Genomic DNA, 20,728 nt, shown 5'->3' with positions numbered 1-20,728 from the left:
GAGCCGGGGATGCTTTCTCTCACAAATTAATAATTAAACATATTATTTTCTCTAAATCTGTAGAGAAACAAACTCCGCCTTAGAAAAAACTATACTTTTTGATAAAAAAGATTGTGTAAAAAGTTTCATTCTCCGTAACTTTGCACGATTTTTTTGGTCCCTCATACGGCAGAAAGATCAATTTGGTTTTTCATTTTCAATAGATTACACAAATGCCAAAAGACTCATCTATCAAGTCAGTATTAATTATTGGTTCCGGACCCATCATTATTGGGCAGGCTTGCGAATTTGATTATTCTGGATCCCAGGCGGCACGTTCGTTAAGGGAAGAAGGAATTAAAGTGATTTTGATTAATTCCAATCCGGCTACTATTATGACGGATCCAATGATGGCCGACAAGGTTTATTTGCTGCCATTAACCGTGGAAAGCATTGAACAGATACTGGCAGAAAACCAGATCGATGCCGTATTACCGACCATGGGCGGCCAAACCGCACTCAACCTCTGTAAAGAAGTTGATGAATTGGGCATCTGGGAGAAAAACAATGTCAGGCTGATTGGGGTCGACATTAAAGCGATCGATAAAGCGGAAGACCGCGAACAGTTCCGCCAGTGGATGATCCAGCTCGGCGTACCTGTAGCTCCTGCCAGAACTGCCAACTCTTTCCTGGAAGGAAAAGAATTTGCACAGGAGATAGGTTTCCCGTTAGTGATCCGTCCTTCTTTCACCCTGGGTGGAACCGGCGGCGGTTTCGTTCACAGTAAAGATGAACTGGATGAAGCGCTCGACCGTGGTTTGAAAGCTTCTCCTATCCACGAAGTGCTCGTAGAAAAAGCAGTACTGGGTTGGAAAGAATTTGAGCTGGAACTCCTGAGAGATAAAAACAACAACGTAGTTATTATCTGTACCGTTGAAAACCTTGATCCGATGGGTATTCACACGGGCGACTCCATCACTGTTGCTCCTGCAATGACGCTCAGTGATACCGCATTCCAGGATATGCGTAACAAGGCAATGATGATGATGCGCGACCTCGGTAACTTCGCCGGCGGTTGTAACGTACAGTTCTCTCTCAATCCTGAAACCGAAGAACTGATCGCCATCGAGATCAATCCCCGCGTAAGCCGCTCCTCTGCGCTGGCTTCCAAAGCAACCGGTTATCCTATCGCTAAAATTGCCGCTAAGCTGGCAATTGGCTACACCCTGGATGAACTGGAAAACCAAATCACAAAAACTACTTCAGCTTTCTTTGAACCGGCATTAGACTACGTGATCGTAAAAATGCCTCGCTGGAACTTCGACAAATTCAAAGGAGCAGACGATACTTTAGGTCTTCAGATGAAATCTGTAGGCGAGGTAATGGCTATCGGCCGCACCTTCCCTGAAGCGCTTCAAAAAGCCTGTCAGAGCCTCGAAAACGATGCACTGGGTCTTGGCTACTATGGCAAGTCGCTGATGAAGTCTGAACAACTGATGGAAAAACTGAAACGCCCGACCTGGGATCGCATCTTCCGTATTAAAGATGCGCTGATGGCAGGTGTTTCTGTAAAACATATTCACCAGCTCACGTATATCGATCGTTGGTTCCTGAACCAGATCCAGGATATCGTGAACATGGAAAAGCAACTGGGAGAACTGGACCTCGAAACCATTACGCCAGAACTGTTGAGAGATGCCAAGAAACTGGGCTTCTCCGACGCGCAGCTGGCAGTGATCCTGGGCAACTGCGACGAGGACGAAGTATATGCGAAACGTAAAGAATTAGGCATCAACCGTACCTTCAAAATGGTAGATACCTGCAGTGCCGAATTCGAAGCTAAAACGCCATACTTCTACTCAACCTTCGATACAGAGAACGAAAGCAAGGTTACCGACAGGAAAAAGATCATCGTACTGGGATCAGGTCCTAACAGGATCGGTCAGGGTATCGAGTTCGACTACTGCTGTACGCACGGTTTGCAAGCCATCCAGGATTGCGGTTACGAAGCGATCATGGTGAACTGCAACCCTGAAACCGTATCCACCGACTTCGATATGGCAGATAAGCTGTACTTCGAGCCGGTATTCTGGGAAAACCTCAGGGAGATCATCGACCTGGAAAAACCAGAAGGTGTGATCGTTCAGTTAGGTGGACAGACAGCCTTGAAACTGGCGAAACGCCTGGAAGCAAATGGCATTAAGATCATCGGTACATCTTTCGACAATATGGACATTGCTGAAGACAGGGGCCGTTTCTCCGACATGCTGAAAGATTTAGGTATTCCTTATCCTAAATACGGTACCGCTTACAATACCGACGAAGCTATCGAAGTAGCCAAGGAAGTAGGTTACCCGGTACTGGTGCGTCCTTCTTATGTATTGGGCGGACAAAGAATGCGTATAGTGATCAATGAAGATGAACTGGAAGAATCAGTACTTAGCCTGTTAAGACACTTGCCGGGTAACAAGATCCTGATCGACCACTTCCTTGATCGTTGCCAGGAAGCAGAGATCGATGGTATCTTCGATGGCACCGACTTCCATGTGATGGGTGTAATGGAACACATAGAGCCGGCAGGTATCCACAGTGGCGATAGCCATGCATTGCTGCCAGCGTTCAACCTCTCGCCGATCGAAGTAACTACTATGGAGTATTATGCAGAGAAGATCGCAAGAGCGCTGAACATCCGCGGGTTGATCAACATCCAGTTCGCGATCAAAGATGGCAACGTGTATGTGATCGAAGCTAACCCACGTGCTTCCAGGACCACTCCTTTCATCGCCAAAGCGTACCAGGTACCATACCTGAACATTGCTACCAAAGTGATGATCGGTGCGAAAAAACTGAAAGACTTCAAGATCGAAAAGAAACTTACAGGGTTTGCGATCAAAGAACCAGTGTTCTCATTCAATAAATTCCCGGGTGTAAACAAAGAACTCGGACCTGAAATGAAATCTACCGGTGAAGCTATCCGCTTTATTAAAGATCTGCGCGATCCGTACTTCAGACAACTGTTCAAAGAAAAGAGCATGTACCTGAGCAAGTAAGGGTATTCACATAACGGGCAAAGGGCTGTTTCTACCAGGTAGAGACAGCCCTTTGTTTTTATGCTCACACAATAAAATTGTTGATATAGTCCTTTAAAAAAACAGAGCCTGATGAAAATCAGGCTCCTTCTTTTCCCTCAAAATAACCATTAAAGACACGACTATTGAATCTTGATACAATCCATATAGCGTGACCGGTAATGCATTTTACAAATAATATTATATTTAAAAGAGATGTTAACTAATTAATAACAGATGAGTGAAACTATAATATTTTAATAATTGATTTTAAATATATTAAAAATATAGTATCAATTTTTAATCTAATGAGTTTGCAGGCTATTTTCAGCAAGTTTTCAAGTGTTCATATATAAATATTATGGCTGGAAGACAGGCGGGTCTTAACATTCGTAAAACATTTCGAGGTGCTTCATTCCCTATTTTTACAGCCGTTAGTTAACCTTTTTCTATGGAACCTGAGAGCGTTGTTAGTCCCTGGAATCGCCATCCTTTTATTCGGCTTATCCTTCCTTTCACAGGAGGCATATTGGGGCAGGTATATTATCCGCTGCCCGTTCCGGCCATAAAATGTGTTTTTATTGGTTGCATCGTTTGCCTGGTATTGCTGCAAAACCTGCCAATTGCAACCAAAGGATATTACAACGCAATATCCGGTTTTATTGTATTGGCGTTATTGTTTGCTGCCGGCGCCTGGATAACCTGGAAGGTAGATATTAAACAGGATCGCCGTTATTTCGGCAACAGGTATGCAGGGGGAGCATTCCTGCTGATAGAAGTAAATTCCTTACCGGAAGAAAAGGCTAATTCATACAAAGCGCTGGGTATGGTGAGTGCCGTTATTGGCCCTTGCGGGTTGGTTTCAACAAGCGGTCAGCTGATCCTCTACTGGCCAAAACAACTTCAATTGCGTAAAGGCAGCCGCTTTTTAACAAGGGCGGTTCCACAAAGGATCGCTAATTCCGGGAACCCCGGAAGCTTCGATTACGAACAGTTCTGCGCCCGGCAGCAACTATTCTGCCAGGCATACATCACCCAGGCTGCTTATTTTCCGCTGCAAACCCGTCGGCACACCGACTGGATTGAAAACCTGGCCGGCTGGTGCCTGCAACAACTGAAAAAATACATAGGAAACGGTCCCGAAGCCGGGATGGCGGAAGCCTTATTGATTGGCTACCGGCAGGATATGGATAAAGAAGTGGCCCGCGCTTACTCCAACGCCGGTATTGTGCATGTAATTGCGATATCAGGAATGCACCTGGCATTGCTATACAGTTCGCTGCTGGTGTTACTAAAGTTCTTGCCTATACGAAAATATACAGGTCTGCTCCAGGCAGTTATTATCCTTTTTGTATTATGGACGTTTGCACTGATCACCGGCGCTTCCGCTTCTGTATTAAGAGCGGTGGTAATGTGCAGTGTTATGGTAACAGGGAAATTCGTGATTCAACAGCAGGGGCATAGCTACAACACGTTTATAGCCTCCGCTTTCCTGGTATTAAGTTATGATCCTTACCTGCTCTTCGACCTGGGATTCCAGCTATCGTACCTGGCAGTAGGCAGTATTATGCTGTTCTATAACCGTATTTATGAACTGGTAAGCACCAGGTCTAAATTTATTAAACTGATCTGGCAATCCGTCGCCATTTCACTGGCGGCGCAATTATTAACCACTCCGGTTACTTTGTTCTACTTTCACCAGTTTCCGAGTTATTTCCTTTTGGCTAACCTGGTTGCGGTTCCTTTGTCTACAGTTGTTATTTACCTGGAAGCATTTTTACTGATGCTTGTTCCTTTCCCGTTGCTGGCGGCCTGGATGGGAAAGGCAGTGTATTGGCTGATCCATTTTATGAACCGGGTCATCAGTTGGCTGGGCCATTTGCCCGGAGCTGTTATTGAAGGAATTCATTTTAGCGCCCTGCAAATGTGGTTGTGTTATGGGCTTATCTGTAGCTTGGCCGGTTGGTGGATGCGTGGCTGGAAACAGGGTTGCCTGTTCGCATTGCTTTGCTGTTGGGGAATGGCGGCAGATGAAGCGCTTTGGCAGCTCAGGATACGGGAGCAAAAATGGCTGATGGTCTATCATTCGCCCAGGCAAACGATTATAGACTGCATACAGGGAAATAAAGCCATGCACCTGGCAACAACAGATACGCTGCCGGAATTGGTGCGCCTGGCAAGATCGGCATTGGGAGTAACTGCCACTTTAAAACTATCGCATTACGGCAACTATATTGCTTTTGGAGGAAAAAGGATCATGCTGGCCGGCGCCCTGCCACGTTGTTATACCAGGCAACCCCTGAAATTGGATTACCTGGTGGTAACAGACCAGACCAGCAGTCGCCTGTCCCAACTGCGGCGCCTATACGATTTTAAACTCCTGGTATTGCCTGCCGGTATAAGGAAGCATAAGCGTGAACAATGGCGGGCAGACTGCCGGCAGGCACAACAAGCATACTATGATGTGGATGAGCAAAAAGCTTTAATGATAAATATGAAATATTGATACTTTATAAATCAGCTGATTTTTAATAGCTATTATCTAAATCTCTAAATATCACTGGCTAACTGGCTGAACGAAAATGGAAAAATGATTGTTACGTATTAACTTTGCGACTCTTTTCGGTCCAAGATCAACGGCCTCTAGTTATTAAATTCTAATGTTTTCCATTCATGCAAAAGCAAATTAAAACAGCTTTGATCTCCGTTTTCTATAAAGATAACCTGGAGAATATCGTTAAAAAGTTAGGCGAACAGGGAGTAACAATCTACTCTACCGGTGGTACTCAGAAATTTATCGAAGAACAGGGAGTGAAATGTGTAGCGGTGGAAGACCTGACTGCATATCCTTCTATTTTGGGCGGTCGTGTTAAGACACTTCACCCTAAAGTATTCGGTGGTATCCTCGCACGCCGCGATAATCCACAGGACCTGGAGCAACTGAAACAATACGAGATCCCGGAAATCGACCTGGTGATTGTAGACCTGTATCCGTTCGAAGAAACAGTAAAAAGCACTTCAGAAGAACAGGCCATCATTGAAAAGATCGACATTGGCGGCGTAAGCCTTATCCGCGCTGCTGCTAAGAACTATAAAGATGTTGTAATCGTTGCTTCTAAAGATCAGTATGCTGACCTGGAAAAAGTACTTACAGAAAATAATGGCGCTACTTCGATCCAGGATCGCAGGAACTTTGCTTCCAAAGCATTTGAGGTTTGTGCGAACTACGACGTAGCGATCTCTCAATACTTCCTGAACAACGAACCGGGAGATTATTTCCAGGTTTCTGTTCCCCAGGGCCAGGTGAACCGCTATGGCGAAAATCCTCACCAGAGAGGCGTGTTCTATGGCAAACTGGATGAAGTCTTCAATAAACTGCACGGTAAAGAACTGTCGTTCAACAACCTGGTAGACGTAGATGCAGCCTGCCAGCTGATCCAGGAGTTTGAAGGCAAAACCACTTTTGCGGTGATCAAACACACCAACGTATGCGGCGTTGCTACCCGCAATACCCTGAAAGAAGCCTGGGAAGCGGCGCTGGCAGGAGATAAGGAAAGTGCATTTGGCGGCGTATTGGTAACTAACAAGGTTATTGACAAAGCAACAGCCGAATCTATCAACGAGATCTTCTTCGAAATCCTCATTGCTCCTGGCTTCGATGCGGATGCATTAGCTGTATTGCAGGTTAAAAAGAACCGCATCCTGCTGGAACAAAAACAACCGGTTCAAAGCAAATACATGTTCAAGAATGTATTGAACGGCGTATTGTTGCAAGACAGCGATAAAGGAAACTATATTGAATGGAATGAAGTAGGGGCACGTCCTTCTACTGCTGAAGAAAAAGCAGACCTGGAATTCGCTAACCTGATCGCTAAACACCTGAAATCTAACGCCATTGCCCTGGTTAAAAACCAGCAGCTGATTGGTAAAGGTTGCGGGCAGACTTCCCGCATCGATGCGCTCCGTCACGCCATCGAAAAAGCAGGCCAGTTCAATTTCGATCTGAAAGGAGCGGTAATGGCATCCGACGCCTTCTTCCCATTCAATGACTGCGTTACTATTGCCCACGAGCATGGTATCAACGCGGTTATTCAGCCTGGCGGATCAGTTAGAGATAACGACTCTATCGAATACTGCAAACAGAACGGAATGGTGATGGTTACTACCGGTATGCGTCACTTCAGACACTAATTTGTTGTATACCAAATATTTGAAAGCACTGGCATTGGCTAGTGCTTTCTTTTTTAGGCAATCAGATATTCGGAAAAATTTAATAGTATTGTTTTAATTACTTAAGACCCTTTGTCCTTTATTCGCCAAAATATGATGCAGGAGGCTTCGGATGCCGAATTGATCCAGGAATATAAAAAAACTGGCAATCTCGACATCCTGGCCGCACTTTACCAGCGATATATGTCGTTGGTGTACGGTGTTTGCCTGAAATATTTTGATGAAGAAGGAAGTAAGGACGCAGTGATGCAGATCTTCGAAGAGTTGATCACCAAGCTGCAACAGTATGAAGTTCAGAACTTTAAAAGCTGGCTGCATGTGCTGACCAGGAACCATTGCCTGATGAAGATCCGGTCAATGAAACATAAAGAATCTTTACAAGTCTCAATTGACGACACTACTGTTGTGGAAAATGAAGAAATAAATCATCATGAAGGTGGAATAACGCTGGAAGATCATCTTCAACAGATGGAAAAGTGCATGGAAACGCTGCCGGAAGAACAAAAACGGAGCGTTGACCTGTTTTACCTTCAGGAGAAAAGTTACCGGGAAGTAAGCAGTATTACGGGTTACGAGATGAATAAAGTGAAAAGTTATATTCAAAACGGGAAGCGTAATCTAAAAATATGTATTGAGCAACAAAATGCCTGATCGTCAACCACATATGAACTCGGAGGAGCTGGCTAAATTAATACGTCAGTACCTGGCTGGAGAGCTGGACGACCGGGCTATGCACCAACTCGAACGGCAGGCGTTGGACGATCCGTTTTTAGCCGAGGCATTGGAAGGGTATGAACAACATAACCCAGATCAGCGTATTCATCAGCAAGCCTTAAATGAAGCCTTAAACAAAAGAGTGGCCGAAAAGCCGCAGGCCGGAGCCGGCGGCAAAATAAGGACGCTGTACAGGATGGCAGCGGCAGCCGCTATTATATTGTTAATGGGATTAGGCTGGTACCTGGTTGACCAAACCAGGAAAGTAACGCCAAATGTAGCTTCAGTGCAGCAGGAGAAGGCAGTACCTGCCGATACTGCGCCAACCCCGGCCCCTTCCCTGGCAGCAGCCGATTCATATAAAGAAAAAGCAGATTCGCCGGAACAGGCGAATAAACCTGCCAGGCAAATAACCAAGGCTGAGCCAAAACCACCGGCCCCGGTTCCTGCCCCAATGGCAGAAGTTGCGAAAGCCGCTAAAACAGTGGCTGCAGAACAGCAGGCCGAAGTAGCCGATTCAACATCGGCAGGTCTTTTATCAGGAAAGATAGCAGGAGTTGAGGTGCAGGATTCTAATAAGCATTTGAATGAGGTAGTTATCGGCTACACACCCCAACCGAAGTATGACTCTGCAAACGGAGATCTGGCAGGCCGGAACAACAACAAAATTGTGATCCGGGGCAATAGTTCTCTGAATGAAACAGTGGTTGTCAGAGGAGTAAAGGCTGGCAAACGCCCGGCGGATGAAGAAGCATCAACTACCGACTATGTATCGCCTGTTCCCGTGAATGGAGAAACGGCTTATGAGCGTTACCTGAAATCCAATACCAGGAACCCGAATAATGTTAAAGGAACAGTAAAAGTATCTTTTGTGGTAATGCCTGATGGCTCGCTCCAGGACTTCAGGATTAAGAATCACCTGAGTAAAGAATGCGATGAGGAAGCGATCCGGCTGATCAAAGAAGGTCCGGCCTGGAAACCGTCTTCAGACGGTAAACCAACCAGGGTTACACAAAAAATAAGATTTGTAGCCGGTAAAAATCAGGAATGACGTTCTTTCCAGAGCTGGTTGAACGACTTTGCAGCAAAAACAGGCAATTCCCTGTTATCTCCCCATCCTTTGGAAAAGAACCTGCGGAAAAAGAAATTCTTCCATTTGCCGCTGGCCATATTCATCATTTTTCTGCTGGTACATCCCTGCTTCCATACAAACCAGGCAAACTTTTCTCCCCCGGAAGTAAAGTTCTCTTCCACGGCTTTCTGCCTGTTATGGAGCAATAATTCATGCAGGTTGATGCGCACAGGGCAAACTTCTGTACAGTTGCCGCACAGGGAAGACGCAAAACTAAGGTGCATATACGAATCCATTCCCTGCAAATGCGGGGTGATAACAGATCCTATAGGTCCGCTGTAAGTAGTATCGTAAGTATGGCCGCCAATGTTCTTGTACACAGGGCAGGCGTTCAGGCAGGAGCCGCAGCGAATGCAATAAAGACTTTCCCTGGCTACGGTATCCTGCAGGATATTGGTACGGCCGTTATCCATCAGGATCACATACATTTCTTCAGGGCCGTCTACTTCTCCTTCCTGTCTTGGGCCGCTGAAGATGCTGTTATACGCCGTTACATGCTGCCCGGTGCCGTAGGTGGCCAGCAATGGCCAGAAGAGGCCAAGGTCGGTGATAGAAGGAAGCACCTTCTCAATACCCACCAATACGATATGGGTTTTTGGAAAGGCGGTGGTAAGCCTGGCATTTCCTTCATTTTCAGTAACGGCAACAGAGCCGGTATCTGCAATGATGAAGTTGGCGCCGGTGATACCTATTTCGGCTTCGAGGTATTTATTCCTGAGTTTTTCCCTTGCAACCAGCGTAAGTTGTTCAGGTGTTAAAGAAGGGTCGGTACCGAGCTTCTCTGCGAAGAGGCGGGCAACGTCTTCCTTGCTTTTATGCATGGCAGGAGTAACAATGTGATAGGGAGGTTCGCCATCGAGTTGCTGGATATATTCGCCAAGGTCGGTTTCCACGCATTCAATGCCATTGGATTCCATAAAGGAATTCAAGTGTACCTCTTCGGTAGCCATGGATTTACTTTTCACGATGCTTTTGCAGTTCTTGGCCCTGCATATTGCCAGTATTTCCTGTTGTACCTGTTCGGCTGTTTCTGCCCAGATCACTTTGCCTCCGCGGCGGGTAAAGTTCTGTTCAAATTCTTCGAGGTGATTATCCAGGTGCTCAATAGCCCGCCACTTGATATTCTTGGCTCTTTCCCGCGCTACAGCCAGATCGGCGAATTGCAATTTGCCATTCTTTACTGCATTGTTGTATTTGCCGATATTGAAGTTGATGGTAGCCCTATGACTTAAGTCACTCGCTTTAATTTCACTTTTCTCAAGAAAGGTAGCTGCTATTTGATGCATAAGCCTGCGATATTCCTCATTAAAGATAATTCAGGATTTGGGATTTTTAGAAACGATAATTGAATATCGGTTAACCAGTAATCCTTACTTGTACTGTTTTCTTGCTATTTTGTCCAACACTTCATAAAATTCCGTGCCGTATTTTCTGATGATCGCTTCTTTAAGGAAACGATAGACAGGAACCTGTAATGCTTTACCGTTTTTACAAGCAGGTTTGCAGATATCCCAGTGATCATAATTCACCGCTTCAAACGATTCGTACTTCGTTACCCTGATGGGGTAGAGGTGACAGGAGATAGGCTTTTTAAAATCTACTGCTCCGTCTTTGTATGCTTTCTCAATGGCGCATCCAACAACGCCATGTTCATCTATAGAGGCATAAGCGCAGATGCCTTTATTGACGATGGGCGTAACATAGCCGTATTCTTTATCGGTAGTGTGGGTGCCTGTTTGCTCGATCTCTGCTATGCCTTCCTCGCGCAGGTAAGGTTTGAGTTGAGGATAAATCTTTTTGAGAATCTTCGTTTCGTTTTTATCCAGGGGGGCGCCACAGTCACCTGCCACGCAGCATGCGCCCTTGCAGGCCGACAGATTGCATACGAACTGCTCTTCAATTACTTCGTCACTTATGTATTTATCGTCGATAATTATCATCTGAAAAGGGTCGGTAGCCCGATTGCAGGCTACGTCTGCTCACAAAGTTACATCATTAGATAATTATCTCCACTGCAGGGTTTCTACAAGATGCCACATATCTTCTTCCAGGAACTTGGAAACCGGGGCCAGGGAGTCTGCGTTGGGCGTGGCATCGAAGTATAAAGCCCCTCTAAGGAAATGCCTGGTAGAATCTGTAGCAAAAAATTGCTTGGATGAGGCAGCATTGCCTCCTACTTCATAAAAAGTGCCCATCACGTTATTGTTGGTGTGAATGGCATTTTCATCAATGTAGGAAGCCTTGTAAGTATGTTTATAGGTCATTTTAAAGGCGTCGTCTACCAGTTTGGAGAAGGTATTTTTGCCGCCTATGATCTTATAGCTCATATAGATCTTCCCGTTCAGGGAAGGGAAATCAACGTTGATCCAGTAAGGATTCTCGGGAGCTTCGCCGAAGAAGGAAGTATCTTTAACGATATTGGCATATTCCGGGTATTCGAAAGTATAAGGGTAGTCCGGCATATCGAACTTCTTGTATTTCCTTTCAGGGAACCTGATCTTAAAATATCCCCTGGGCTTAGGAGTTGGCACGTTATCACAGGCAACCAATGCAAGCAACAACAAGACGCTTACTACCAGCGTCTTTCCATTTAAATTCGGCATTGTCTTTCTATTTAACTACTTAATTATACTTTCTCAGAAGCATCAGGACGAACAGTTACCTGCACTTTCTGGATACGCATTTTATTGACCTCAAGTACAGTAAAATCGTAATTATTGTAGTTAATAACGCTATTTTCTTCAGGGAATTTTCCGGCGAGTTCCAAAATCAGTCCGCCTAATGAATCACTTTCTCCTTTCACTGTTTCAAAAGTATCGGGAGGGAGGTCCATGATCCGGCAAACATCATTCAGCATGGTTTTACCTTCAAAAACATAGGTGAAGTTATCTAACTTGCTGTAATTGAATTCTTCTTCGTCAAACTCATCTTTAATATCCCCTATTACTTCTTCCATAATATCTTCCAGGGTTACGATACCGGAGGTGCCTCCGAATTCGTCTACTACTACGGCAAAGTGCATACGGCGGCTTTGGAATTCAGACAACAGGTCTTCTATCAGTTTATGGCCGTGTACGAAGAATGGCTGGCGCATGATTTCATGCCAGTCGAAAGATGAACCTTTATCCAAATGAGGAAGCAGGTCTTTGGTATGGATGACGCCAACTATATTGTCGAGGTTTTCTTTGTAGACGGGTAAACGGGAGTAATGAAGATCGGCTACCCGTTTCACCACTTCGTCAAAAGAGCTGTCGTACTCCACGCCATTAACATCGAGCCGGCCTCTCATGATCTGTTTTACGGTGATATTGCCGAATTTAAGAATGCCTTTGAGGATATTTTTTTCTTCCTGGGAAGCGGTTGGGTCCACGCTCATTTCGATGGCTTCATCGATTTCGTGGTAGTTGACCGGTCCGGTTGTCCGGTGGAACAGTTTAGCTTCTATGTTGCCGCTGAGGCTTACAAAGAAATCGCTTACCGGTTCCAGGGTTGCATGGATCAGGCTAACGAACCAGGCAAAATAGGTGGCAAAACGTATGTTGTTCTGGGCGGCCCAGACCCTTGGGAGTATTTGTCCGAAGAACAGTAGAATAACGCAGATGGCGGCTATCCGTACCACAAACGAAACAACCGGCAATGTTTGCAGGTCTTCCATCTGGGTTACCAGGTAATTGGTGATGAGGATGAACGCGATGGTTAGGAGGATACCGGCAATTTGCAGGGATGCCAGTAATGATTTTGGTTTTTCCAGCAGTTTGGTGATGAGTTTGCCGGAAGAGTTCTGCCTTGTTTTAAGGACATTTAAGTCTTTGTAATTCAAGGAAAAAAAAGCTACTTCTGCACCGGAAACGATGAAGGTAAGTAGCAATAAGACAAAAATTACCAGCAGGAACACCACTACATTCGGAGTTGCAATGGGTGCACTGGCTTGTAATAAATAGGATACGTTGCTTGCCGAAAGGATACCCAAGATGTTCAACTTTGGTGAAAAAACAGAAATATGGGAAAGTAATTCAAGGAATTGCTTTCCCGGCACGCAAATATAAGTAATGTCCTTATACGGCATTACTTGCGTTCACAAGTTAATATTTCAGAAACGTTTAAAACGGCAGATCATCTGCTGGTTCATTCAGAGAAGGGGGAATATCCAGTCCTGAATAATTGTCTCCACTACCTGAACCTGAGCCGCTGTGGTGAGCAATGGGGTGATCTTGGTTGTTGAGGTCCATGCGTTTATCAAGCATAACAAGGTTGTCTCCTACAACTTCGGTGGCAAATTTTTTATTGCCTTCTTTGTCCTCCCAGCTACGGGTACGTAAACGCCCTTCAATGTAAACAAGACTCCCTTTGTGCAGGTATTTCTGCGCAAGTTCTGCCAGTCCCCGCCATAAAACCACAGTGTGCCACTCCGTTTGTGAGATGAGCTTGCCGGCCCTGTCTTTAAAGGTTTCAGTAGTGGCCAGCGAAAATTTAGCTACTGCTATGTTCCCTTCAAGAAACTGTACGTCCGGATCTCTGCCCAAATTGCCTATCAGGATTACTTTATTAACACCTCTCATAGTTGTAGGTTTTTTAGCCTGTTGTTAAAATGTTCTTCTTTTAAATAAATAAACAACCTTCTTAAAGTTAATATTTTTTTCTAATCGACAGGAAAAATTTCTTTACTGGCAGCCGATTGTAACGGATTTAGCCGTTACGAATCTCTGCTGAAGTAGGTTAGCGCTTAATGTATATTTTTAATTTTTATGCGTGTGTCAGAACAATTGTAAGCTGTTACGCTCTAAGTAAGTGGTAATAGTCTTTGGGAACGCATAGTTGTTCAATTGCTGCTGCTGTACCGGAATATATCCGTTCAATGTTGGCAGATCCGCCACCCGGAGGGTGATAAACTGGCTAAAGATGGTTTGATGTGTAAGTTGTTGCTTCGAGACAGCCGAAACTTTTTCTATAGAGAAAGGAATGTTTCCTAATAGTTGTTTAAACATGGCGTGAGATTGCAGCGCCGTAATATCTGTAGCAGAGTCCGTTTCCACGAGAATAAACTCGTGTAAATTCTGCCAGATGTCGTTGGCTGTTCTTTTACGGATATAAATATTATCGTTGTGTTGAAGAATGATATAGTTGAAGTAGCGCTTTTTCACCTGGATCTTTTTAGTTTTCACCGGCAGCAGGCTGATCAGTTGTTGATGGCAGGCAACACATTTTTTTTGAAGAGGGCAATCGTCGCAGGCTGGTTGCTGAGGTTTGCATACCACGGCGCCGAAATCCATAATGCTTTGATTATAAGAGGCTGCGTTATCGGTTGGCAGGAGGGATTGCGCCAGTCCGGCGAATTGTTTTTTTCCTGCATGGCTGTCGATAGGCGTGTCGATGCCAAAGAAGCGGGCGAGTACCCTGTACACGTTGCCATCCAGCACAGCATGGGGAAGATTGAAGGCAAAAGACGCGATTGCTGCGGCTGTATAAGGGCCGATCCCTTTCAGGGATTTGATCTGCTCGTAGGTTGAGGGAAATTTACCCCCGTGATTTTCAGTGATATCCCTGGCAGCTGCCAGCATATTTTTACACCGGGCGTAATATCCGAGTCCCTGCCAGAGGCGGAAGACTTCTTCTTCGGGCGCTGCGGCCAGTTGTTGCACGGTAGGGTAGTGGCTGATAAACCGTTCGTAATAGGGCCAGCCCTGTTCTACGCGGGTTTGCTGGAGGATGATTTCGGAGAGCCAGATCCTGTAAGGATCTTTTTCGCCTTTCCAGGGCATGTTGCGATTATTCTGCTCTTTATTCCATTCCAGTAATTTTTCCGTAAAAAAAATTTCGCCTGAGCCCATTTATATATTATTTTAATAAAATTATTTAGTATATTGATATGGCAAATGCTGTAGAAAAAACCCTATTTAGGTTCAACAGATAGAGATTTCTGAAACGCAAATAAATGTATTTATCGCCAATACGAGTTATAAGAAAAAATGATAAAATTTATTTGCTTAAAATTCAGCAATTAGAAATTTTAAGTTAACTTTGAGAGTAAAGTAATCCTCTCGCTTTCATATGAGAAAAGCTGATTTAATAAACAACATTGCTGAAAAAACCGGCATCCCCAAAGTTGATGTATTAGTCACACTGGAGGCTATGTTTAAAGAGGTGAAAGAAGCCTTGGCTAATGGAGAACATATTTATATCCGTGGCTTTGGAAGTTTCATCACTAAAAAAAGAGCCGCTAAAATTGGGCGTAACATCAAGAAGAACGTGGCTGTGGAGATACCTGAGCATTTTATTCCGGCGTTCAAACCGTCGAAAGAATTTGTTGCTGAGGTAAAGAAGCTTAAAAGTTCTTAATTTTGCAGCCTAATATTTTAGGCGATGCAAAAATCACAAGTTCTTCTGGTAGGTGCCGCGGTAGCACTATTGGTGATATTATTCGCCTTTGGCAAGACCGTGCCCCGGTCAGGCAAGCAACCTATGTCATCTGCTGCCCCAGCGCAGGGCGGACAGGATGTGGAACCTATTGCCTTTTCTGAACTGCTCTCTGTAGCTAAGAGTAAGATCCCTTCAGAAAAATTATTACAGGTTAATACTATTGAAACCAATGTTGTCCGCGGGGATGTAAAATCCCAGCAGATCGCCGCATTCCGTCAACTGTACAATATTTGGGACAGTCTGAACCAGCTCCCGGTAGCAGCATATTATCTTAGCGAAGCCGCTAAGTTGGAAAATTCCGAAAAAAGCCTCACCTTTGCAGCCAATTTATTTTCTGCCCACCTGCAACACGCTGAAGATCCACGTGTAGCAAAATGGGAAGCCGAGCAGGCTATCTCCCTGTACGACCAGGCAATTAAATTGAATCCTGACAACGATACCTTAAAAATATCTCAGGCTATGGTATATATGAGTACCGGAGAGCCTATGCAAGGTGTTGCCAAATTAAGAGAAGTAGTTGCCGCACATCCGGATAACATTGATGCTCAGGTAACTTTGGCAAATCTGGCTATCACATCAGGACAATATGATAAAGCGATAGAAAGACTGGAAGGGGTAAGGGCAAAACATCCGGATAATGCAAAAGTGTTATTCGTTCTGGCAGAAGCTTACAAAAGCAATGGCGATAAAGCAAAAGCCATTGAATTGTTTGAAAAAAGCAAAGAATTCATGAGCGATCCGGAGCTCAAAAAGGAAGTAGATACTTATATCAAAAGCATTAAATAATATTTATTTTTCAATCATTTAAAAACGTATCAGCGTATGCCTTGCGGTAAGAAAAGAAAAAGACATAAAATTGCTACTCACAAGCGTAAAAAAAGACTGAGAAAGAACCGGCATAAAAGTAAGAAGAAATAATTACTCCAGTTTCCCGCCATTTATACTAACATGGTATTCTCCCGGCGCGGTAGTCGGATAAAAATTTTCATATATCCTGCATGATTTTAGCATTTACTTCTTAAATTGCTATAGTCATGCAGGTTGTTTCCATAGACTCCGCAATTGTTTTCTCCGGACATTACCTGCAGTGATCGCTGAACCCTTAAGCAATCCATCATCACGAACGTGAAAGAAATACGCTGACTTTTTATGGTGAGCTATTGTTTTGGTATGCAGTAAGCTGTTCTCAATAGCCGTGTGCATAGCATAAAGGTGAAGTTTTAAAGGTTAAAATTTTGGACGCTTGAATAAGGAACTTATTATAAATGCGGCTCCCACAGGGGTAGAAATTGCGTTACTGGAAGATAAGAAGCTTGTCGAACTACATCACGAAAGTGGCAATCCTAACTTCGCAGTAGGTGATTTATACCTGGGTAAAGTAAAGAAACTTATACCCGGCTTAAATGCCGCATTTGTCGACGTAGGCTTCGAGAAAGACGCCTTCTTACACTACACGGATCTCAGTCCATATATCCGTTCCATCCTTAAATTTACTGCAATGGCCATCAGTGATAAAACACCCGATGGTTTCGATTTCACTAAATTTAAAAATGAACCGGAAATTGTTAAGACTGGAAAGATCACCGATGTTTTAGGGGGTAAACCTAATATCCTCGTACAAATTCTGAAAGAACCCATCTCTTCTAAAGGCCCCCGCCTTAGCTGCGAAATTTCTTTACCAGGAAGGTTTATCGTGTTAACGCCCTTCAACGATATTGTTGCCGTATCTAAAAAGATCCACTCTTCCGAAGAAAGAAAAAGACTGCAAAAAATCGTAGAAGCTATCAAACCTCCGAATTTTGGCGTCATCGTACGAACAGCGGCTGAAGGAAAGAAAACGGCAGAATTACACGAAGATCTGACTACCCTCGTTCAAACCTGGAAAAATATCCAGTCAAACCTGAACGGCGCCCAGGCCCCTCAAAAGATCCTGAGCGAACAAACTAAAACAACCAGCATCCTCCGGGACCTGCTCAACGAAAGCTTCAACAGGATCGTTGTCAACGATAAAAACATCTATACAGATACCAAGACGTACATCCAGAAAATTGCGCCCGAAAAATCTGATATCGTTAACTATTACAACAACGGTTCCCCCATCTTCGATAACTTCGGCATCACCCGCCAGGTTAAAGCCTCTTTCGGTAAAACAGTCAATCTCGATAGCGGTGTTTATCTCATTATAGAAGCTACTGAAGCCCTGCACGTTATCGACGTGAACAGCGGCTACAAAAGCTCCAGCAACAACCAGGAACAAAACGCGCTGGCATCCAATCTGGAAGCCGCCGCCGAAATAGCCCGGCAACTACGACTACGCGACCTGGGAGGGATCATCATCATCGATTTCATCGATATGAAACTCCCCGAAAACAAAAAAGCCATTTTCGAAGCCATGGAGAAATTCATGGCCCAAGACAGGGCTAAACATACCATTCTGCCAATCTCCAAATTCGGATTGATGCAGATCACCCGCCAAAGGGTGAAACCAGAAATCACCATCTCCGTAGCAGAAGATTGCCCTACCTGCAGAGGTACCGGAAAAATAGGTGCTTCCATGCTAATCCTCGAGGATATTGAGAAAAATCTCCAATACCTCCTCAATCATCAACATAAAGGATTAACCATCAGAATACACCCGATCTTATACGCTTACCTGACCAAAGGATTCCTGGTATCTAAACAGTGGAAATGGTACTTCCACTACAAAAAATGGATACGATTGAAAGCCGACTCCAACTATCACCTTACCGAATACAGGTTCTTCGATGCGAACGACGAGGAAATCAAACTATAAATTCCAAAGAAATTCAAAACAACGCTACCATCCCCCGGTAGCGTTGTTTTTTTATCGACACTGGCTTATAACTCCATATATTTCATACATTTACCAACAAATGACCCTTTACCCCTGTTAATTGGTTGTCATGTTTTAATCACATCCATTACATTATGACTATACGTATCTATACCGTACTAACACTACTGTTCCTGGTTGCTACTACCGCATGCGTACAACAAAGCGGTTCCAGAAAAAGATCTAAGGCCAGAGATACTTCTCACTACACAAAACAAGCCTACATCGATCTCACCGTCGACAGCAACTACGCTCACAAATTCCTGGAATCAAATCCCTCCTACAACGCGTACAACGACTATATCCTGAATTTCTACAGGAATAGGGATTTCCATTACGCCTGGATCAATAAGGACGGACTAACAGAACAGGCAGGCAACTTCATTAACATGATGAAGAACGACGCCGCCTACGGCATCGGCGATAGTAGCCTGATCCCGGCCGTGCTGGATACCCTGCTCACCCGCGAAGTACCGCTGAAGCAGGGCGACAGCTCCGCGCCCCGGATCGAACTGCTGCTTACCTCCCAGTTCTTTGCCTATGGCAACAAAGTTTGGGGCGGACTTACTACCGATACCGCCAAAGACCTGGAATGGTTCATTCCCCGCAAGAAAATTGATATGGCTAGCCTGCTGGATTCTATGACCCGCAAGCCTAACAATACCTTTGAGGAAGAAGAACCGGTAAACCGCCAGTACGTACTGCTGAAACAAAAACTGAAAAAACTGGTCGCTGTCAGCAACCAGAAATGGGACTCTATAAAAATGACCCAGAAAGCCCTGAAACGCGGCGATTCAGCAGTTGTTATAGCTGAAGTAAAAGCAAAACTGAATGCCCTGGGCGACCTGCCGGTCAACGACAGCACCAACACGTTTGACGCAGCCCTGGATACCGCCTTGCGCAGTTTCCAGGACAGGATGGGACTGAAAGTGGACGGTATCCTGAAACAAAATGTACTGGACGCCCTGAATGTTCCTATGCAGCAAAGGATACAGAAAGTGTTGCTGAACATGGAGCGTCTCCGCTGGGTGCCTATCGATCCAACTTCCGACCATATAGTTGTCAATATCCCGCAGTTCAAAATGATGGTATACGACAGCGGAAGGCTCGACTGGTCCTGCAATGTAGTGGTTGGCCGGCCCGGTACCAGCACTGTGGTGTTCACCAAAGACCTCCGGTATATTGTATTCAGTCCTTACTGGAACGTTCCTCCGGGCATCTTGTCGAACGAAGTATTACCGGGCCTTAAAAGAGGCGCCGGCAGCTACCTGGCAAGGCAAAATATGGAGATCGTAAACGGCAGCGGGAAAGTAGTATCGCCGGGGTCTATCAATTTCAGCAAGTATTCAGGAAGGAATTTTCCATACATAGTAAGACAAAAACCAGGAGGCAAAAACTCGCTGGGTAAAGTGAAATTCCTGTTCCCTAACGAATATAATATCTACCTGCATGATACGCCGGCCAGGTACCTGTTTGGCGAAGACAAACGTTCGTTCAGCCATGGATGTATCCGGGTTCAGGAGCCGAAACGTTTAGCCATGTGGTTATTGCGCGACGACTCTTCCTGGACAGAACAGAAGATCGATGAAGCGATGAATGGCAACAAAGAAAAGTATGTAACGATCAAGGATAAGATACCTGTATACATCGTTTACTTCACCGCCTTTGTGGATGAAAAGGGACGACTCAATTTCCGTGACGACGTATACGGCCACGATGCGAAGTTGGCTTCCACGCTATTCGCGCGCAGGTAGTTTCACGCAAAGAGGCAAAGGGGGGCAAAGAGGCGTAAGGAATTTTTTTAAGGGAAATAAGAAAGCAAAGGGAGAAGAAGTTGATTAAGAAGCAAAGGAAACGAAAAATTATGTTGTACAACACTACACAATCTTCGCTCCGAGACTGTAAAATAAACTGTGTCAAAGGCTAAAAAAACAAGACCTTTAACACAGTTTTTTTTTATGGAACAACAAGAAAAATTTGACTACGAAGAACTCAAACGCAAGACTTTGGAGCAACTGCGCTCTGGCAAGTCCTTGTTTGGTAAAGATGGTGCTTTTGCCCCCCTGCTAAAGGATATTCTGGAAGCCGCGCTGGAGGGAGAAATGGAAGCCTATTTAGACGATGAGCAGCGTGCAAATGGTAACCGGAAGAACGGTAAAAACCGCAAACGGCTTAAAACAGCGGATGGTACAATCGACCTGGAGACACCCCGCGACAGGGCAAGCAGTTTTGAGCCACAGATTATCAAAAAGCGCGAAACCATCCTTGCTGAGAGCCTTGAGAATAAGATTATCGGTATGTACGGCCATGGCATGAGCCTTCGGGACATTTCTG

16 protein-coding genes are annotated in these 20,728 nt (G+C 44.8%); 10 read left to right on the top strand and 6 right to left on the bottom strand.

What is annotated here, in order from left to right; translation table 11 throughout:
• The first annotated feature begins 212 nt into the window (after positions 1–212).
• The 5 genes from carB (at position 213) to BLV62_RS24525 (ending at position 9,042) form a co-directional block, all read left to right on the top strand.
• Positions 213–3,029 (top strand): carbamoyl-phosphate synthase large subunit, encoded by a 2,817-nt coding sequence (carB, locus tag BLV62_RS24545; protein WP_089765213.1) that lies wholly within the window; start codon positions 213–215, stop codon positions 3,027–3,029.
• A gap of 469 nt (positions 3,030–3,498) precedes the next feature.
• Positions 3,499–5,553 carry a ComEC/Rec2 family competence protein gene (locus BLV62_RS24540; RefSeq protein ID WP_089765211.1) on the top strand — a complete coding sequence of 685 codons (2,055 nt, stop codon included), beginning with the start codon at positions 3,499–3,501 and terminating at the stop codon, positions 5,551–5,553.
• Between the two features lie 167 nt (positions 5,554–5,720).
• Complete coding sequence (gene purH / locus BLV62_RS24535) at positions 5,721–7,238, top strand: bifunctional phosphoribosylaminoimidazolecarboxamide formyltransferase/IMP cyclohydrolase (RefSeq protein ID WP_089765210.1); 1,518 nt, start codon at positions 5,721–5,723, stop codon at positions 7,236–7,238.
• A 132-nt stretch (positions 7,239–7,370) separates the two neighbouring features.
• Positions 7,371–7,928, top strand: coding sequence for an RNA polymerase sigma factor (locus BLV62_RS24530; RefSeq protein WP_168927981.1), 558 nt, complete (start codon positions 7,371–7,373; stop codon positions 7,926–7,928).
• 13 nt (positions 7,929–7,941) lie between these two features.
• Positions 7,942–9,042 carry an energy transducer TonB gene (locus BLV62_RS24525; RefSeq protein ID WP_168927982.1) on the top strand — a complete coding sequence of 367 codons (1,101 nt, stop codon included), beginning with the start codon at positions 7,942–7,944 and terminating at the stop codon, positions 9,040–9,042.
• On the opposite strand, the gene BLV62_RS24520 is transcribed toward BLV62_RS24525, so the two are convergent.
• From BLV62_RS24520 to mutY, 6 genes are all read right to left on the bottom strand, one after another.
• Positions 9,033–10,409, bottom strand: coding sequence for a LutB/LldF family L-lactate oxidation iron-sulfur protein (locus BLV62_RS24520; RefSeq protein WP_089765204.1), 1,377 nt, complete (start codon positions 10,407–10,409; stop codon positions 9,033–9,035). The genes BLV62_RS24525 and BLV62_RS24520 overlap by 10 nt on opposite strands.
• Before the next feature lie 84 nt (positions 10,410–10,493).
• Positions 10,494–11,063, bottom strand: a complete 570-nt coding sequence (locus tag BLV62_RS24515) for a DUF3109 family protein (protein WP_089765202.1) — start codon at positions 11,061–11,063, stop codon at positions 10,494–10,496.
• 63 nt (positions 11,064–11,126) lie between these two features.
• Positions 11,127–11,726, bottom strand: coding sequence for a gliding motility lipoprotein GldD (gldD, locus tag BLV62_RS24510; RefSeq protein ID WP_089765201.1), 600 nt, complete (start codon positions 11,724–11,726; stop codon positions 11,127–11,129).
• 23 nt (positions 11,727–11,749) lie between these two features.
• Positions 11,750–13,093: a gliding motility-associated protein GldE gene (gene gldE, locus BLV62_RS24505; RefSeq protein WP_225889700.1), complete on the bottom strand. Its 1,344-nt coding sequence runs from the start codon at positions 13,091–13,093 to the stop codon at positions 11,750–11,752.
• A 130-nt stretch (positions 13,094–13,223) separates the two neighbouring features.
• Positions 13,224–13,682: a single-stranded DNA-binding protein gene (locus BLV62_RS24500; RefSeq protein ID WP_089765197.1), complete on the bottom strand. Its 459-nt coding sequence runs from the start codon at positions 13,680–13,682 to the stop codon at positions 13,224–13,226.
• Between the two features lie 195 nt (positions 13,683–13,877).
• A complete protein-coding gene (gene mutY, locus BLV62_RS24495) occupies positions 13,878–14,951 on the bottom strand; it encodes an A/G-specific adenine glycosylase (protein WP_089765195.1) in 1,074 nt (357 codons plus the stop codon).
• Between the two features lie 220 nt (positions 14,952–15,171).
• Here mutY and BLV62_RS24490 point away from each other — a divergent pair, with 220 nt between their 5' ends.
• From BLV62_RS24490 to BLV62_RS24470, 5 genes are all read left to right on the top strand, one after another.
• On the top strand, positions 15,172–15,459 hold the full coding sequence (locus tag BLV62_RS24490) for an HU family DNA-binding protein (RefSeq protein WP_073084475.1): 288 nt from the start codon (positions 15,172–15,174) through the stop codon (positions 15,457–15,459).
• 24 nt (positions 15,460–15,483) lie between these two features.
• Positions 15,484–16,326 carry a tetratricopeptide repeat protein gene (locus BLV62_RS24485; protein WP_089765193.1) on the top strand — a complete coding sequence of 281 codons (843 nt, stop codon included), beginning with the start codon at positions 15,484–15,486 and terminating at the stop codon, positions 16,324–16,326.
• A gap of 457 nt (positions 16,327–16,783) precedes the next feature.
• Positions 16,784–18,334, top strand: coding sequence for an Rne/Rng family ribonuclease (locus tag BLV62_RS24480; protein WP_089765191.1), 1,551 nt, complete (start codon positions 16,784–16,786; stop codon positions 18,332–18,334).
• Between the two features lie 155 nt (positions 18,335–18,489).
• Positions 18,490–20,148 (top strand): L,D-transpeptidase family protein, encoded by a 1,659-nt coding sequence (locus tag BLV62_RS24475; RefSeq protein ID WP_089765190.1) that lies wholly within the window; start codon positions 18,490–18,492, stop codon positions 20,146–20,148.
• A gap of 204 nt (positions 20,149–20,352) precedes the next feature.
• A partial coding sequence (locus tag BLV62_RS24470; RefSeq protein ID WP_211118336.1) for a transposase occupies positions 20,353–20,728 on the top strand: 376 nt, incomplete at its 3' end.

Source organism: Chitinophaga terrae (ex Kim and Jung 2007), from assembly GCF_900107795.1.
GTDB lineage: Bacteria > Bacteroidota > Bacteroidia > Chitinophagales > Chitinophagaceae > Chitinophaga > Chitinophaga terrae.
The sequence above is the reverse complement of the archived record's forward strand: the minus strand, read 5'-3'. Positions and strand labels throughout refer to the sequence as shown.